Below are 15,725 nucleotides of genomic sequence, written 5' to 3' on the forward strand. Positions count from 1 at the left end.
CCTCGGTCGCCGACACTGTCACCAACTCACGCGCTTGCTCATCAGACATGACGCGATCTTCCTTCCAGACCCCACCTCCGGCAGGGACCTCACGCCACGCCACTTACACAAAGTTCCGGACAGACCCCCTGCAGTTCGCTCTTTCCGGCGCGTCGCGCGATTCGGTTCCGATTGAACGTACTGCGATGATGGCCGTTCGCGGCCAGCTTGTTCACGAATTCCGCTGGTCCACAACGGAATTGCCGCTCGGTACGCGCATATCGGCGTGTGACTTGCAGCCTTGAGGCTGCTGGATGTCACGGCGTCGTGGACGCGATCCCAGTATGTTCCTAGGTTTGGTGCGGGGTTTTCCCAGGTTCTGCCCGGCCTAGACTGACCGAGTGTTGCTGGATCAAGTCCTGCATCACGAGACGCTCACCGGGCCGCTCGACGCGATCACCGACGTGGACGGCGTGCGCGTGGGACACACGACGATCAGTTTTGGGGACCTCCGGACGGGCGTCACTGCCGTCGTACCGTCTCGGCTGCCGACCCCGGCGGGGCTGTTCGTCGGCAACGGGCACGGCAAGTTGGTAGGCGCCACCCAACTGAGTGAGTTGGGGACGGTTGAGACGCCGATCCTGCTCACCGGGACACTGTCGACCTTCCGGGTCGCCGACGCGCTGGTCGGCTGGCTGCTGGACCGCGACCCTTCCCTGCGCTCGGTCAATCCGGTGGTGGGTGAGTGCAACGACGGTTGGCTGTCGGACATCCGCGCGCGGCCGGTCACCGTGGAGCACGTCTATCGCGCCCTCGCGGAGGCCTCAACCGGGCCGGTGGCCCAGGGCAACGTCGGCGCGGGCACCGGCATGTGCGCCCTGGGGTTCAAAGGTGGCATTGGCACCGCCTCCCGAATTGCTGGCGGTGCCACCGTCGGCGTGCTGGTCCAAGCCAACTTCGAGGGCCGGTTGCGGTTCGGCCCGCGGTACGTCGATCCGCCAGCCCCCGAGCCCGTCGCCCGGGCGGGCAACTCCTGCATGATCATTGTTGCGACGGATGCTGACCTGGACGCCCGTCAGCTGGGCCGGGTCGCCCGACGAGCGGTGTACGGACTGTCCCGCGTTGGAGCCGGATTCACCCATGGCAGTGGGGATTACGCGATCTCATTCACCACCGGCTCCGGTGCGTCGGTTGCCGATGCCGACCTCAGCCCGCTGTTCACGGCGACCATGGAGGCGACCGAGGCAGCCGTGCTGAAGTCCCTGCTGGCCGCGAAGACGATGACCGGGTTCCAGGGGCGCACCGTCCGGGCCTTGATGGACGTTTATCCGCACCTGATGGACGAACTGTCGATCGTCGGTCCGCCGTTGTGACAAAACGGCAGCCCGCCCCCGCGCCCTGGCTCCCTAGGCTGATCGGGTCAGCGATCGCCGTACCTTTGTCAGGAGCCGCCATGTCCGTCGCCAGCCCCAACACCGTCACGGTCGTCCCGCACTGGATCGACGGCGCCCAGTCGCCATCGCACTCCGGGCGGACCGCACCGGTCTACGACCCGGCCCTGGGTGTGGTCACCAAGCAGGTCGCGATGGCCGACCGCGCCGAGATCGACGCGGCGGTGGCCTCGGCACGCGCAGCGTTTCCCGCCTGGCGCGACACCTCGCTAGCCAAGCGGCAGACCATCCTGTTCAAGTTCCGCGAACTGCTCGATGCACGCAAGGGCGAACTGGCCGAGATCATCACCAGCGAGCACGGCAAGGTGCTCTCCGACGCGATGGGCGAGATCACCCGCGGACTGGAGGTCGTGGAGTTCGCCACCGGGCTGGCCCACCACCTGAAAGGCGAGTACTCCGAAGGGGTTTCGACCGGAATCGACGTCTACTCGACCCGCCAGCCCCTCGGTGTCGTCGGCATCATCTCGCCGTTCAACTTCCCGGCCATGGTCCCGATGTGGTTCTTCCCGATCGCGATCGCCGCGGGCAACACCGTCGTGGTCAAGCCGAGCGAGAAGGACCCGTCGGCCGCCATCTGGATGGGTCAGTTGTGGAAGGACGCCGGACTGCCGGACGGCGTTTTCACGGTGCTGAACGGCGACAAGGAAGCCGTCGACGGACTGCTGGAACACCCTGACGTGCAAGCGATTTCGTTCGTCGGGTCGACGCCGATCGCCCAGTACGTCTACGAGCAGGGTGCGAAGTACGGCAAGCGGGTGCAGGCACTCGGCGGCGCGAAGAACCACATGCTGGTCCTACCCGACGCCGACCTGGATCTGACCGCGGATGCTGCGGTGAACGCCGGTTTCGGTTCCGCCGGTGAGCGCTGCATGGCGATCTCCGTGGTGGTCGCCGTCGAACCGGTCGCCGACGCCCTGATCGAGAAGATCAAGGAGCGCGTCGCCACGCTGCGCACCGGTGATGGCCGCCGGGGCTGCGACATGGGCCCGCTGGTCACCGAGGCGCACCGCGACAAGGTGGCGTCGTACATCGAGGTCGCCGAGGCGGACGGCGCGGTCGTCGCGATCGATGGCCGCGGCATCGAGGTCGACGGTGAGCCCGATGGTTTCTGGCTCGGCCCGACCCTGATCGACCAGGTGCCGGTCACCTCACGGGTCTACACCGAGGAGATCTTCGGCCCGGTGCTGTCCGTGGTGCGCGTCGGCTCCTATGAGGAGGGCGTCGACCTGATCAACAACGGCGCCTTCGGCAACGGGACCGCCATCTTCACCAACGACGGCGGCGCGGCGCGGCGCTTCCAGAACGAGATCCAGGTCGGCATGGTCGGCATCAACGTGCCGATCCCGGTCCCGGTCGCAACGTTCAGCTTCGGCGGCTGGAAGGCCTCGATGTTCGGCGACACGAAGGCACACGGTGCCGAGGGCGTGAAGTTCTACACCCAGCTCAAGGCCGTGACCTCGCGCTGGCTGGACCCGAGCCATGGTGGCCTGAACCTGGGCTTCCCGCAGAACTGACCCGGTCCGCCGCACTCCCCCTACCCACTTTTGGAACGGGATTCACCTCATTCAGCCCTGCGGAAGTGAATCCCGTTCCAAAAGTCGCGGTCAGCCGACCAATTGCAACGCGTTCCAGATCTCTGCCCGGGCGGCAAAGGTGTTCAGGTCGACGCCAAGGACCGCGCCCGCGGCGTCGACACGTGCCCGGACGGTGTGCCGGTGGACGCCGAGTGCCTTGGCCGTCGGATCCCAGGATCCGTTGTGTTCCAACCAGATTCGCAGTGTTTCCAGTGATTCCTCGTCCAGCGGGGCCAGCAGCTTGCGAGCCACCTGATCGGCACCGGTTGCCTCCAGGTGACCGAGTAGACCAGTAGCGGCAACCGACTCGAAGTCGACGAACGGCTGCGTGGGAGTACTGCGCCGCAGAGCACTGCGCGCTTCGGCCATTGCCTGCTCAAACTCCGCCCACCGCGCCGGGCTGGAGAAGCCAGCCCGGGAGCCGTAGGTCCGCAACGTCGCACGGACATCGCGTTGACCCGAAGCCCCGATGACTACCGTGATGCCGTCCTCGGACTCCGCGAAGAAGATCTGACCCTCCTGCTCGTCAGCCAGCAGTTCGAGTGCAGCCAGCAGTGCATCGGTCGATCCGTCCGCAGGCACGACGGCCGCGACCCGGATCGGCTCTGCTGGCAACTCACCCCACACCTGCGCGACCGTGCGACTCGCTGCGTCCATCGACCCCGATCGAAGCAATTCCATTGCACCTGAACGCAATTGGCGTCGTGCTCGGTCCAACGCCCGGCTCTGCTCGACGGCGATGCTCGCCAGCGCGATGACCGAGGTGATCAGGTCGGTGCCGGCGCGATCGAGGCCTGCGCCGACTCCGACCGCAAGTACGCCGAGTGGCCGCCCCCGCTGTCCGAGCGTCTGCAGCGTGACCGGTCCCGCGCCGTCATCCGACAGCCTCGCACCCGCAGGTCGTCCACCGGCCAACAGATCCCGGGCCGCCCGCACCACGACCGGCTCCAACTCGGCCGGAACGCTGCGATGGGTCGGGACCCGGACCCGACTGCCGCCAGCATCGAACAGCACGACCCACGTGCCGAGGTTGCGTTCGAGTTCCCGGAGGACCGCGGCCAAGCCGTCCGGTCGCAGCGCTGCCCGGGCCACTGCCCGTTGCGCCGCCAACGACCGCTCGAGGCGTTCCTGCCGGTCGGCCGCCACCGCGTCGGACACCGACCGGATGATCTGCATGAACGGAGTGCGGGGACCAATCTCAAACAGCGGCAGGTTGATTCGCTCACAAGCGGTCACCAGGACGTCCGGCACCCGGTCGTGCACGATGCGCACCGCGAAGCCGAGGGCGACCACACCGCAGTCCACCAACCGGGTCACATACGCCTGCGCTCGACGCGCGTTCACCCGCTCCCCGAATTGGACGCCGTCGGTGAGCAGGAGACCACCGGGTTCCAGCCAGGGCGTCGGATCGAGCAGATCGGAATTGTGCGCCCACGCCAGGGGCAGATCCCATTGGGAGTCAGCGATCGGCGTACGCGCACGCATCACGAAGTCGGGGGTCGCCACCAGGGCGCGCAACGTCGTGGGCATCTGTTGAGCTTATGTCCAGAGCATTCGGCCTACTTCGACAAACTGTCGATACCCGCCCGAATCGGGCACGGCACAATGGGGAGCATGACCTACACCGCCGCAGCCGATCAGTTCATCGCCGGTCCGACCAACGCTGATGTCAGCGAGGCTGACCGCAGCCGCGTCTTCCACTCCTGGTCCGCACAGGGCGCCCTGAACCCGCTGCCGATCGCGGGCGGTTCGGGCTGCATGCTGTGGGACTTCGACGGCAAGCAGTACCTGGACTTCTCCAGCCAGTTGGTCAACGTCACCATCGGTTACCAACACCCGAAGGTCGTCGCCGCCATCCAGCGCCAGGCCGACAAACTGACCACCATCGCGCCCGCGCAGGCCAACGAAACGCGCGCCAAGGCAGCCGAGTTGATCACCGACATCGCGCCGGGCGGGTTCAACAAGGTCTTCTTCACCAACGGCGGCGCTGACGCGATCGAGAACGCGATCCGGATGGCGCGCCTGTTCACCGGTCGGGACAAGATCATCTCCCGCTACCGCAGCTACCACGGCAACACCGGCGCAGCGATCGTCGCCACCGGCGACTGGCGGCGGATCCCGAACGAGTACGCGCGCGGCCATGTGCACGTTTTCGGCCCCTACCTCTACCGGTCGGAGTTCTGGGCCAGCAACGAGCAGGAGGAGTGCGAGCGCGCGCTGCACCACCTGGAGCGCGTCATCCAGGCCGAAGGTCCCGAGACGGTGGCCGCCATCCTGCTTGAGACGATCCCCGGCACCGCCGGCATCATGCCGCCGCCGCCGGGTTACCTGTCCGGGGCGCGTGAGATCGCCGACCGCTACGGCATCCTGCTGATCCTGGACGAGGTCATGGCCGGGTTCGGTCGTACCGGTGAGTGGCTGGCCCTGGACGCCTACGACGTGCGCCCGGACCTGATCACCTTCGCCAAGGGCGTCAACTCCGGGTACGTACCGCTGGGCGGTGTGATCATTTCCGACCCGATCGCGCACCACTTCGACGAGCGGGTCTTCCCCGGCGGCCTGACCTACTCGGGTCACCCGCTCGCGACGGCGAGCGCCATCGCCACGATCGAGGCAATGCGCGAGGAGAAGATCGTCGAGAACGCCGCGCAGATCGGCACCGAGGTCATCGGCCCGCGACTGCAGGAGATCGCCGCGACCCGCGAGGTGGTCGGCGAGGTGCGCGGCAAGGGCGTCTTCTGGGCCATCGAGTTGGTCGCCGATCGCGACACGAAGGAACCGCTGAGTGCGCTAGAGGTCGGCAAGCTCAAGGCGGGTCTGCTCGAGCGTGGTCTGTTGCCCTTCATCAGCGACAACCGGATCCACGTGGTCCCGCCGGCGATCATCACCGCCGACGAGGCGCACCGCGGCCTGGACATGATCGACGAGACCCTCGCCGCGCACCGCTCGTGACGCACTTCATCGACGGCCACCTGGTCAACGCCGGCTCGCCCGCCACCGTCTACGACCCCTCGGACGGCACCCCGGTCGCGGACATCACCCTGGGTGGCGCGGCCGAGGTGGGGCGTGCGGTCGAGGCGGCCCGTACGGCGTTCGGCGAGTGGTCGCGTGCGACGCCTGCCGAGCGGTCGGGTGTGTTGGCTTCCTTTGCCCGGGCTCTGGAGGAACGCTCCGGTGAGTTCGCGGCCCTGGAGTCGCGGCAGGCGGGCAAACCGATCCGGCTGACCACCGAGTTCGACGTGCCCGGCACCATCGACAACACCGCCTTCTTCGCGGGTGCGGCTCGCAACCTGGAGGGCAAGGCCACCGGTGAGTACTCCGGCGCCCACACGTCGTCGATCCGTCGCGAAGCCGTCGGTGTCGTGGGGTCGGTCGCGCCGTGGAACTACCCGCTGCAGATGGCCGCCTGGAAGGTGCTCCCGGCGATCGCCGCCGGCAACACGATCGTGCTGAAGCCAGCCGAGATCACCCCGTTGACCACGGTGCTCTTCGCGCAGGTTGCTCACGAATCCGGTTTGCCCGCAGGGGTTTTCAACGTGGTCACCGGCACGGGGCCGGATGCTGGTTCGACGCTGCTGCGGCACCCCGACGTCGACATGGTGTCGTTCACCGGATCCACCCGGGTCGGTCGCACGGTGCTGGAGGCGGCCGCGACGACGGCCAAGCGGGTGCATCTCGAGCTGGGCGGCAAGGCACCGTTCGTGGTGTTCGACGACGCCGACCTGGAGGCCGCGATCCACGGTGCGGTCGCGGGTTCGCTGATCAACAGCGGACAGGACTGCACTGCCGCAACGCGAGCCATCGTGCACCGCAGCGTTTATGACGACTTCGTCGCGGGCGTCGCGGACCTGATGGGCAAGGTCGTGCTCGGGCCGACCGCGGATGAAGCGACCGATCTGGGTCCGCTGATCTCAGCTGCCCACCGGGACAAGGTCGCCGGGATGGTCGACCGCGCGCGCAGCTACGCGAGGGTCGTGACGGGCGGGGTGATCCCCGGTGGTGCGTTGACGGCGGGCCACTACTACTCCCCCACGTTGATCGCCGACGCGGACCCGGCCAGCGAGATCGTGAAGGACGAGATCTTCGGACCGGTCCTAGCCGCAATGCCTTTCGACTCCGACGACGAAGCGATCGCGTTGGCCAACGACACCGTCTACGGGCTGGCGGCATCGGTGTGGACCAAGGACGTCTATCGGGCGTTGCGCGGCACGGAGCAGATCCGCGCTGGCTGCGTGTGGGTCAACGACCACATCTCGATCATCAGCGAGATGCCGCACGGTGGGATGAAGCAGTCCGGCTTCGGCAAGGACATGTCGACCTACTCCTTCGATGACTACACCGTCGTGAAGCACGTGATGTTCGACCGGACCGGCACCGCCCAACGCGACTGGCATCGCACCATCTTCCGCAACGTGTGATTCTCCAGCAGTCCTGCGACCGGCAGTCCCGTGGTCGGCACTTGGCCGCCGCCCTTGAAGTGTTGGCCAATCGGCAGGACGACTGCGGCCTCCCAACCGCTGCGCCAGCATGTGTTCCGTTCTGGGATCGGCCGTTTGTGTGCATCAATCCGAGGATGGTTCCAGGTCTCATAGATTCCGTCGGGGATCCGTCGGTCCACCGGCTTCCGCCCGGACTCGGCAGCATCGAGCAGCGCACGGACAACGTGGACCTGCTCGTGAATGCCGAGGCACGGCGCTACGTCGTCGGCATTCAACCCGGCGCGTGAACTCCATCGCGCATGTATGGGACCGCTTCCCTCAGCGACTATATGTACTACATCGTATGACGGCGCGTAGTCTGATTCGGTGACGGAGCGGCTCTGGTGGGATCCAGAGTCATCCGCCTACATCCAGTCCCGACCACAGCGATATCCAGGTGGGGCTGGCGTGGAGCCCGAATGGACGCAGGAGGTGATGGCCGATGCGGATCTCTTGGCGCTTGAGCCTGATCCAAAGTCCCGGATCGGAGCGTCCCGGTTCATCGGCTACTCACCGTCGGCCGGACGGGTGCTGGTGGTGATCGCGTACCGGGACCTCGATGGCGATCTCCACGGGGTCAATGCATGGCCCGCCACGGGTGCGGACCGCCGGTTGTACGAGCAAGGAGATGACGATGGCGCAGGCGATTGATCCCAAACTCGCGGCCAATCTGCGAGCGGAATCAGAAGAAGCCAAGGACTCGCCTTATCCAGAAGGGACCAGCGGCACTCGCCCGAACCGGCAGAAGGTGTACTCCGTGCGGCTGAGCGAACAGGAGGAAGCCGAGGTGCAGCGCGTCGCGGCGGCCAAACACTTGCCGCCCTCGACCTTGGTCCGTTCCTGGATTCTGGAACGCCTGGATCAGGAGCGGTCCGCCTAAGAGGCGCACCGCGAGAGGGTCGCCCCTCTAACCCGGGACCCGGCGTACTCAGATCACTCCGGTGTGACTGAGCAGGATCCGCACACCGATGCCGATCAGGATCACGCCGCCCAGGATCTCGGCGGGTTTGCCCAGCCAGGAGCCGACCGACCAGCCCAGGCGCACCCCGGCCAGCGAGATCACGAAGGTCACCACCCCGATCAGCACCAAGGCCAGCGGCAGGTTGACCGGCAGCACCGCGAAGCTGACGCCGACGGCGAGCGCATCGATGCTGGTGGCGACGGCGAGGATAAGCAGGCCGCGCAGATCCAGCGACGGCTCGTCGTCCACCTCGTCGTCGTCATCCTGGAAGGCCTCCCACAGCATCTTTCCGCCGATCAACGCCAGCAGGCCGAACGCGATCCAGTGATCCACACCGCTGATGGCGTCGGCGAAACCCTTCCCGAGCAGCCAGCCGAACAGCGGCATCAGCGCCTGGAAGATCCCGAAGAGACCGGCGATCAACAGCGCGTCCCGCCAGCGGAACCGGCGCATGGTCACGCCCTGGGACAGGGAGACCGCGAAGGCGTCCGCGGACACTCCTACTGCGATCAGCAGGAGCTCAAGGAGCGACATGGGTGCGGCGCTCAGCGCTTCAGGACAACGCTGGCCTCAGAGGTGTGTACCAGGAAGGTAAACGACTCCTGCAGATAGAGCTGGATCTGCTCGGCGTCATGGGACAGATAGCCGATCGACAGGTCCTGACCCAGCTGCAGGGTGAAGTCCCCGCCCCGGTCGGTGACCAGCAGCGCGTCGTCGACACCCGGCGCCCAGATGATCTTGCCGTCGCCGAGGATCCGGGCGATGTGGTCCCGGATCGGGTACCCGTGGTCGGTGGTTTCGGCGACCTCGGTGTAGAGGTCGTCGTTCAGAACCAGGAAGTAGTCGCCCTCGACGCCCGCCAGCCGCAGGGTGTTCAGGGCCTGGGCAACGGCGGCCGGGAAGTCCTCGACCTTGCCGGGAAGGGAGATCGTCGGGTTGGAACTGGCCGGTGCGATGCCCTCGATCCCCGCCGCCTGCGAACCGTGGAAGATCGCGTGATCCTCCGCGGTCGCAATAAGCGTCGCCGCGTCCTTGACCGGCTGCCAGTCCGAATCGAGCGCGCCTCGATCGACATCGTCGACCGCTGAGCGCTCCACGAAGAACGGCACCCGCAGCTCCACCGTCGGAAGCACCACCCGCTGCTGCGCGACGACGCCCGCCACCGGAGCCTCCACCGGATGGATATGCCCCGTGCCCGCCGCTGAGTACTCGAGGCCAGCAGGATCGGGTACGTCGACCACTCGCCGACCAGCGATGCGTTCGGTGAACGTGCGCCGGGCTTCGTCGTCGATCTCCTGCCACGCAGCTGCGGAGATCGGAGCGAGTTCGCGGTGCAGGTTGTTCATGACTGACCTTCCGTAGTGACTGAAGCGGGAGTTACTTGAGGCTGCCGATACCGAGCGAACCGTCGGCGGTCGGCGGCGCCGACGGCTGGTCCTCCAGGAAGTCGGCGGTGGGGACGAAGAAGAGGTTGCCGGTGAGGACGGTGGAAAAATCCAGGATCCGGTCGTAGTTGCCCGGCGGGTCGCCGATGAACATATTGCGCAGCATCCGCTCGATCCGATCCGGCGTCTTGGCGTAGCCGATGAAGTAGGTCCCGAACGATCCCTCGGCGATGCTGCCGAAGACCATGTTGTCGCGCACGATGTCGAGTTCGTTGCCGTCCTCGTCCTCGATCACGTTCAACGCGATGTGGGAATTGGTGGGCTTGATGCTGTCCGGCATCTCGATGTCGTCGACCTTCGAGCGGCCGATGACGCGCTCCTGCTCCTCGACGCTGATCGCCCGCCAGGCGGCCATGTCGTGCTCGTACTTCTGCACGATGACATAGCTGCTGCCAGCGAAGGCAGGATCCTCATCGCCCACCGTGACCGCGTCGACGGCGTCCTGTTCGTCGGGGTTCTCCGTGCCGTCGACGAAGCCGAGCACGTCGCGCTGGTCGAAGTACTTGAAGCCGTGCACCTCATCCACCACGGTCGCGAGGCCGGCCAGGCGCAGGCTGATCTGACGGGCGAGCTCAAAACACAGGTCCATCCGCCGGGCCCGCAGGTGGAACAGCAGGTCGCCGGGGGTCGCGATCGCGGTGTGCTTGGACCCGGCCACCTCCTGGAAGGGATGCAATCCCGCAGGTCGTGGCTCGCCGTACAGGTCATCCCAGACCCGCGAACCCACCCCGGCTACGCAGGTCAACCGGTCGTCGGGCGACCGGAACGCGACGGAGCGGGTCAGTCCGGCCAGGTCGGCCAACAGGTCACGGATGCCAGCCGTGCCACCGTCGTCGATCGTCGCAACCAGGAAGATGGCGGCGGTCGCCGGCTCAGCGAGGACGTGTTGGGAGGCCACACACTGACTCTACCGAGGGCTCAGCGGCGTCCGACGAACCAGCGTCGGATCAACTCGATCCGCTTGTCCACGTCCTCGGTGGACGCCCGGTCCAATGCGGGACCGCCACCGGTGGAACGAAGTTCGGCGTGGATGAGGGCGTGCGCCGTGCCCGTCTTGCGGGCGTACGCCGCGACCAGAGAATTCAGTTCCTTGCGTTTGGCAGCCAACGCCCGGTGGGCAGCCAGTGGCTCCGGGCCGTCGTGATTGCGTTTGCGGCTGGCCGCTTCCTGCCGCGACTGGCGATGACGCAACAGATGCGCTACCTGGTCAGGCTCCAAGAGCCCGGGCAGGCCGAGGTAGGCCTCCTCCTCCTCGCTGCCCGTGTGGGCGGCCAGGCCGAACTGCTGCGCATCGAAGAGGACGTGATCGAACTCGGCCTGTGACTCCAGCGCTTCGAACGCGAATTCGCCACTGTCCGAGGCCTTTTCGCCGGAGTTGGCCTCTGCCATCTCCTCCTCGGACTCGGCCCACACGTCCTCCTCCACGGCACGCGGCCGATCCAGGGCGTGATCGCGCTGCTCCTCCATCAACGCCGCGAGCCGCAGCACCGGCGGGACGCTGGGCAGGAAGACCGAGGCGACCTCACCGCGGCGACGGGCCCGCACGAAGCGCCCGACCGCCTGGGCGAAGTAGAGCGGTGTGGACGCCGAGGTCGCATAAACCCCGACGCACAACCGCGGGACGTCGACACCTTCGGAGACCATGCGTACGGCGACCATCCAGCGATCCTCGGACTGCGCGAACTGCTCGATGCGGCTGGAGGATCCTGCGTCGTCGGAGAGCACCACGGTCGGCCGGTCACCCGTGATCTCTGCGAGGATCCGTGAATACGCCCGTGCGGCAGTCTGATTCGACGCAATGACGAGCCCGCCCGCATCAGGCACGTGTCGACGTACCTCAGTCAGTCGCTTGTCGGCCGCGCGCAGCACGGCGGGGATCCACTCCCCCGTCGGGTCCAGCGCAGTCCGCCACGCGGCGGCGGTCACGTCCTTGGTCACGGGCTCACCCAGCCGGATGCTCACCTCGTCGCCGGCCTTGGTCCGCCAACGCATCGACCCGCCGTACGCCATGAACAACACGGGACGCACCACACCATCGCGCAGCGCATCGCCGTAGCCGTAGGTGAAATCGCTGGCCGAGCGGCGGATCCCATCGGCGCCCTCTTCGTAGCGCACGAACGGGATGGGGTGGGTATCGGAGCGAAACGGGGTACCAGTCAAGGCAATTCGCCGGTACGCCGGGTCGAACGCCTCGCGCAGACCATCGCCCCACGATTTGTTCTCGCCACCGTGATGGATCTCATCCAGGATCACCAGGGTGCGCTTGCGCGCCGTGCGTATCCGGTGCAGAGCCGGGCGCATCGAGACCCCGGCGTAGGTCACAGCTACCCCGTGGAAGCCCTTGGCGTGCTCCTCCTGGGCGTTGGTGAACCGCGGGTCCAGGTGGATACCGGCGCGGGCGGCCGCGTCGGCCCACTGCGTCTTCAGGTGCTCGGTGGGCGCGACAACCGTGATCTGCTCGATCTCACCCTCGCGCAGCAGGCGCGCAGCCAGGGTCAGGGCGAACGTCGTTTTCCCTGCCCCCGGGGTTGCAACGGCCAGGTAATCCCGCGGATTCCCGCCGGAATACTCCTCCAGCGCGGTGTGCTGCCAGGCCCGCAGTTTCGCCGCGGTTCCCCAGGGCGCGCGGTCGGGGAAGGCCGGCGGCAGATGCGAGGCGGCCCAGGTGCTCATAGACCCACCAGCCTAAGGGAGCACCCCCAGCAACTCGGCAACGCTGTCGATCACGACGTCCGCGCCCGCATCAAACAGCGTCTGTCCGTCGGTCTCGCCACTGCGCACCCCCACCACCAGCCCCACCTGTGCGGCGCGGCCGGCGCCGATGTCCCGCACGGTGTCGCCCACCGCCGCGACGGCTGTGGCATCTGTGACGCCGGTCATCTCCATGGCTCGCTCGATCATGTCAGGGGCGGGCCGCCCCTGCGCTACGTCGTCGACGCAGACGACCGCGTCCAGGATGGTGTCGTCCCAGCCGACGGCCGCGAGCACCGTATCGACGACCGGCCGGTCAAAGCCCGTCGTCAGCGCGACCTTGGTGCCGCGGGCGTGGAGTGCGTCGAACAGGTCGAGCACGCCCGGCATCGGGGTGGGCGGGTGCTCGCCGTACGCCGCGTCAAGCCGTGCGCGGAAGTCGGCGAATCCCGCTTCGACCACCTGGGAGTCGGCCTCGATCCCACTGGCCGTGAGGAGCCCGCTGATTGCAGCTCGTTTGTCCGCGCCCATCCAACTCTCGATCTGCTCCGCAGTGGGATCGGCGCCCAGTGCGCGGGCGGCTTCTTCGAGGGCGACGTAGACCCGACCCCCTTCCTGCACGGTGGTTCCTGCGATGTCGAAGGCGACCAGTTCAAGAGCGCGAGCGGTAGTCACAGCCCGTAAGCCTACGGGTGCATGACCCCGCCAAGGCCGGTTTCGCATCGCCCCAAAATGGCCGCTAGGTGAACGAATGACGCTCTGTCGTAACGCAATTCATCCAGTCAGTGAACGCTACCTGGGAAATCCCTGAACCGGTTGACGGCCATCACTGACCATGGCGGACTGGCAGCGTGATGACAGCCGATCTGGTCGTGGTGGGCGCGGGCATTGTCGGCCTGGCGCACGCGTACCACGCGGTCCGCAAGGGCCTACGCGTTGTCGTCCTCGACCGCGACGCCCGAGCCGTGGGCGCCTCGATCCGCAACTTCGGTCACTGCTGCATCACGGTCCAGGACGGCGCCGCGTTGCGTTATGCACAACGCGGCCGTCAGCACTGGCTCGACGTCGCCCACGCGGCCGGCTTCTGGGCTCGCGAGGCCGGCACCCTGGTGGTAGCTCGCCACGATGACGAGTGGGCGGTCCTCCAAGACCTGGCGGCCGTACGTGGCGCGCAGGCCGTCAAGCTGCTCGATCCCCCTGCGGTGCAACGGCTTGCACCCGTGCGAGCCACGATCGGGGGTGCGCTGCTCCCCGGGGACCTGCGGGTGGATCCGCGGGCCGCCGTACCTGCCATCGCCCGGTGGCTTGCCGGTCAGGGAGTCCAGTTCCAATGGTCGACCGCCGTCCACTCAGCAGCTGACGGCCAGGTGCAGACCAGTCGCGGGCCCATCGCTGCCCATGACGTCGTGATTGCGGTGAACCACGACGTCGACCGCCTCTTCCCCGATCTCGCGGCCTCGGTCCGGCGGTGTTCGCTGCACATGCTGCAGATCCGGCCGCACCGTGACATCACCGTCCGGCCGGCGGTCCTCACCGGCCACTCCATGCTGCGCTACGCCGGCTTCGGGGTAAGTCCCCGGTTGGCCGAGGTCCGGGCGCGCATCGCCCGTGAGGAGCCGGAAGCGGCGACCGCGGGGCTGAACCTGATGTTCACCCAACGCCCGGACGGCGATCTGGTCATCGGCGACACCCATTCCTACGACCAGGTGCCGGACGTCTTCCCCGCGGAGTCGTGGGATGCCCTGATAGTCAACAAGATTCGGGATCTGCTCGATATTGGTGACTTTGATGTGCGATACCGCTGGCAGGGCGTCTATGCGTCAGCCAGCGATCCGTTCCTCGTTGCTGAACCGTCGCCCGGTGTTCACGTCGTCAGTGTCACATCGGGCATCGGTATGACCACCTCATTCGGACTGGCGGCGGACGTCGTCGACCAGTTATCGCCGGCATTTGCCAGCACCCCTCTCACAGAAGGTACGCAATGAACATCCCTCGTCGTTCTTGGATCCTGGCCGCGCCGGCCACCATCAGCCTCTGCGCGCTGGCCCTGAGCGGTTGCGCCAGCACCTCGGCGTCCGGCTCTGGCGGCGATTCGGCCGCCGGCACGGGCAGCTCGGGTGTCTCAGCAGCCAAAGCCACCTCTGCCGACGACCTCGGCGGCATGGACGCACTGGTCAAGGCCGCGAAGGCCGAGGGCCAGCTGAACGTGATCACGCTGCCGCGCGACTGGGCCAACTACGGCATGCTGATGGACAACTTCACCAAGAAGTACGGCATCAAGATCACCGACGCCAACCCAGATGGCTCCAGCGCGGACGAGATCACCGCCATCAAGACCCTGAAGAGCCAGGCCACAGCCCCCGACACGGTCGACGTCGGGCAGGCTTTCGCACTCAGCGGCACCAGCGAAGGCCTCTTCGCCCCCTATAAGGTCGCGACCTGGAACGACATCCCGGACAGCCTCAAGGACGCCAACGGCAACTGGGTCAACGACTACGGCGGCTACGTCTCGATCGGTTGTGACACCGCGAAGGTCAGCAACTGCCCCACGACGCTGGCTGACCTGGACAAGCCGGAGTACAAGAACAAGGTCGCTCTCAACGGTGACCCGACCAAGGCCAACGCCGCCTTCAACGCGGTATGGGCCTCCGCACTGGCCAAGGGCGGTTCCTTTGACAACATCCAGCCGGGTATCGACTTCTTCGGCAAGCTGAAGAAGGACGGCATTTATGTCCCGGTGCAGGCGACCGCCGCAACGATCCAGAGTGGCGAGACCCCGATCGTGCTCGACTGGGACTACCTGAACGCTGCCAAGGCTGAGAAGGTCAGTACCTTCAAGACGGTCGTGCCCTCCGACGGCAAACTCCCCGGCTACTACGCGCAGGCCATCAGTGTCTACGCACCGCACCCCGCGGCCGCGCGCCTGTGGCAGGAGTACTTGTTCAGCGTCGAGGGGCAGAACGGCTTCCTTCAGGGCTTCGCCCGCCCCGCCGCCATGGCGGCGATGGAAAAGGCCGGCACCATCGACAAGGAAGCGGCCGCCAAACTGCCTCCGGTCAGTGGCGATCCGGTGTTCCCGACCCAGGACCAGGTCACCAAGGCCAAGGCCACGTTGACCCAGAACTGGTCGGCGGCAGTCAGCTGAC

15 protein-coding genes are annotated in these 15,725 nt (G+C 66.9%); 9 read left to right on the forward strand and 6 right to left on the reverse strand.

Translation table 11 applies throughout. The features are described 5' to 3' along the window. The first annotated feature begins 380 nt into the window (after positions 1-380). Positions 381-1,352, forward strand: a complete 972-nt coding sequence (locus AZH51_RS17080; protein WP_291526063.1) for a P1 family peptidase — start codon at positions 381-383, stop codon at positions 1,350-1,352. An 80-nt stretch (positions 1,353-1,432) separates the two neighbouring features. Then, the gene (locus AZH51_RS17085) at positions 1,433-2,944 is read left to right on the forward strand and encodes a CoA-acylating methylmalonate-semialdehyde dehydrogenase (protein WP_291526064.1); all 1,512 of its coding nucleotides are present in this window, start codon (positions 1,433-1,435) and stop codon (positions 2,942-2,944) included. Positions 2,945-3,034: 90 nt separating this feature from the next. Here AZH51_RS17085 and AZH51_RS17090 read toward each other — a convergent pair whose 3' ends face one another. Next, positions 3,035-4,534: a PucR family transcriptional regulator gene (locus AZH51_RS17090; protein ID WP_291526065.1), complete on the reverse strand. Its 1,500-nt coding sequence runs from the start codon at positions 4,532-4,534 to the stop codon at positions 3,035-3,037. Positions 4,535-4,618: 84 nt separating this feature from the next. Here AZH51_RS17090 and AZH51_RS17095 point away from each other — a divergent pair, with 84 nt between their 5' ends. From AZH51_RS17095 to AZH51_RS17115, 5 genes are all read left to right on the forward strand, one after another. After that, entirely contained in the window at positions 4,619-5,956 is a 1,338-nt protein-coding gene (locus AZH51_RS17095) for an aspartate aminotransferase family protein (RefSeq protein ID WP_291526066.1), read from the forward strand. Then, the gene (locus AZH51_RS17100) at positions 5,953-7,422 is read left to right on the forward strand and encodes a gamma-aminobutyraldehyde dehydrogenase (protein ID WP_291526067.1); all 1,470 of its coding nucleotides are present in this window, start codon (positions 5,953-5,955) and stop codon (positions 7,420-7,422) included. The genes AZH51_RS17095 and AZH51_RS17100 overlap by 4 nt, the downstream gene beginning before the upstream one ends. 155 nt (positions 7,423-7,577) lie before the next feature. Beyond that, on the forward strand, positions 7,578-7,730 hold the full coding sequence (locus AZH51_RS17105) for a hypothetical protein (protein ID WP_291526068.1): 153 nt from the start codon (positions 7,578-7,580) through the stop codon (positions 7,728-7,730). Positions 7,731-7,809: 79 nt separating this feature from the next. After that, the gene (locus AZH51_RS17110; protein ID WP_291526069.1) at positions 7,810-8,133 is read left to right on the forward strand and encodes a hypothetical protein; all 324 of its coding nucleotides are present in this window, start codon (positions 7,810-7,812) and stop codon (positions 8,131-8,133) included. Next, on the forward strand, positions 8,117-8,362 hold the full coding sequence (locus AZH51_RS17115; RefSeq protein ID WP_291526070.1) for a hypothetical protein: 246 nt from the start codon (positions 8,117-8,119) through the stop codon (positions 8,360-8,362). The genes AZH51_RS17110 and AZH51_RS17115 overlap by 17 nt, the downstream gene beginning before the upstream one ends. A gap of 48 nt (positions 8,363-8,410) precedes the next feature. On the opposite strand, the gene AZH51_RS17120 is transcribed toward AZH51_RS17115, so the two are convergent. The 5 genes from AZH51_RS17120 to AZH51_RS17140 are packed head-to-tail and all read right to left on the reverse strand — an operon-like array spanning position 8,411 to position 13,254. Beyond that, positions 8,411-8,977, reverse strand: a complete 567-nt coding sequence (locus AZH51_RS17120; RefSeq protein ID WP_291526071.1) for a manganese efflux pump MntP family protein — start codon at positions 8,975-8,977, stop codon at positions 8,411-8,413. 11 nt (positions 8,978-8,988) lie between these two features. Next, positions 8,989-9,789, reverse strand: coding sequence for a family 1 encapsulin nanocompartment shell protein (locus AZH51_RS17125; protein WP_291526072.1), 801 nt, complete (start codon positions 9,787-9,789; stop codon positions 8,989-8,991). Between the two features lie 31 nt (positions 9,790-9,820). Continuing rightward, a complete protein-coding gene (locus AZH51_RS17130) occupies positions 9,821-10,786 on the reverse strand; it encodes a Dyp-type peroxidase (RefSeq protein ID WP_291526073.1) in 966 nt (321 codons plus the stop codon). Between the two features lie 20 nt (positions 10,787-10,806). Continuing rightward, a complete protein-coding gene (locus AZH51_RS17135) occupies positions 10,807-12,561 on the reverse strand; it encodes a DEAD/DEAH box helicase (protein WP_291526074.1) in 1,755 nt (584 codons plus the stop codon). 12 nt (positions 12,562-12,573) lie between these two features. Continuing rightward, a complete protein-coding gene (locus AZH51_RS17140; RefSeq protein WP_291526075.1) occupies positions 12,574-13,254 on the reverse strand; it encodes a phosphonatase-like hydrolase in 681 nt (226 codons plus the stop codon). A gap of 179 nt (positions 13,255-13,433) precedes the next feature. On the opposite strand from AZH51_RS17140, the gene AZH51_RS17145 reads away from it, so the two are divergent. Both AZH51_RS17145 and AZH51_RS17150 read left to right on the forward strand, forming a co-directional pair. Beyond that, positions 13,434-14,564, forward strand: coding sequence for a TIGR03364 family FAD-dependent oxidoreductase (locus tag AZH51_RS17145; RefSeq protein WP_291526088.1), 1,131 nt, complete (start codon positions 13,434-13,436; stop codon positions 14,562-14,564). Then, positions 14,561-15,724: an ABC transporter substrate-binding protein gene (locus tag AZH51_RS17150; protein ID WP_291526076.1), complete on the forward strand. Its 1,164-nt coding sequence runs from the start codon at positions 14,561-14,563 to the stop codon at positions 15,722-15,724. The genes AZH51_RS17145 and AZH51_RS17150 overlap by 4 nt, the downstream gene beginning before the upstream one ends. Position 15,725 lies beyond the last annotated feature (1 nt).

The organism is Branchiibius sp. NY16-3462-2 (genome assembly GCF_001594145.1).
Taxonomy (GTDB): Bacteria; Actinomycetota; Actinomycetes; order Actinomycetales; family Dermatophilaceae; genus Branchiibius.

Bases quoted from the DNA above. Each gene is read 5' to 3' on its own strand.
- AZH51_RS17085 (WP_291526064.1), top strand. From the start codon at position 1,433: ATGTCCGTCGCCAGCCCCAACACCGTCACGGTCGTCCCGCACTGGATC.
- AZH51_RS17090 (WP_291526065.1), bottom strand. From the start codon at position 4,534: ATGCCCACGACGTTGCGCGCCCTGGTGGCGACCCCCGACTTCGTGATG.
- AZH51_RS17095 (WP_291526066.1), top strand. From the start codon at position 4,619: ATGACCTACACCGCCGCAGCCGATCAGTTCATCGCCGGTCCGACCAAC.
- AZH51_RS17105 (WP_291526068.1), top strand. From the start codon at position 7,578: ATGGTTCCAGGTCTCATAGATTCCGTCGGGGATCCGTCGGTCCACCGG.
- AZH51_RS17115 (WP_291526070.1), top strand. From the start codon at position 8,117: ATGGCGCAGGCGATTGATCCCAAACTCGCGGCCAATCTGCGAGCGGAA.
- AZH51_RS17120 (WP_291526071.1), bottom strand. From the start codon at position 8,977: ATGTCGCTCCTTGAGCTCCTGCTGATCGCAGTAGGAGTGTCCGCGGAC.
- AZH51_RS17125 (WP_291526072.1), bottom strand. From the start codon at position 9,789: ATGAACAACCTGCACCGCGAACTCGCTCCGATCTCCGCAGCTGCGTGG.
- AZH51_RS17135 (WP_291526074.1), bottom strand. From the start codon at position 12,561: ATGAGCACCTGGGCCGCCTCGCATCTGCCGCCGGCCTTCCCCGACCGC.
- AZH51_RS17145 (WP_291526088.1), top strand. From the start codon at position 13,434: ATGACAGCCGATCTGGTCGTGGTGGGCGCGGGCATTGTCGGCCTGGCG.
- AZH51_RS17150 (WP_291526076.1), top strand. From the start codon at position 14,561: ATGAACATCCCTCGTCGTTCTTGGATCCTGGCCGCGCCGGCCACCATC.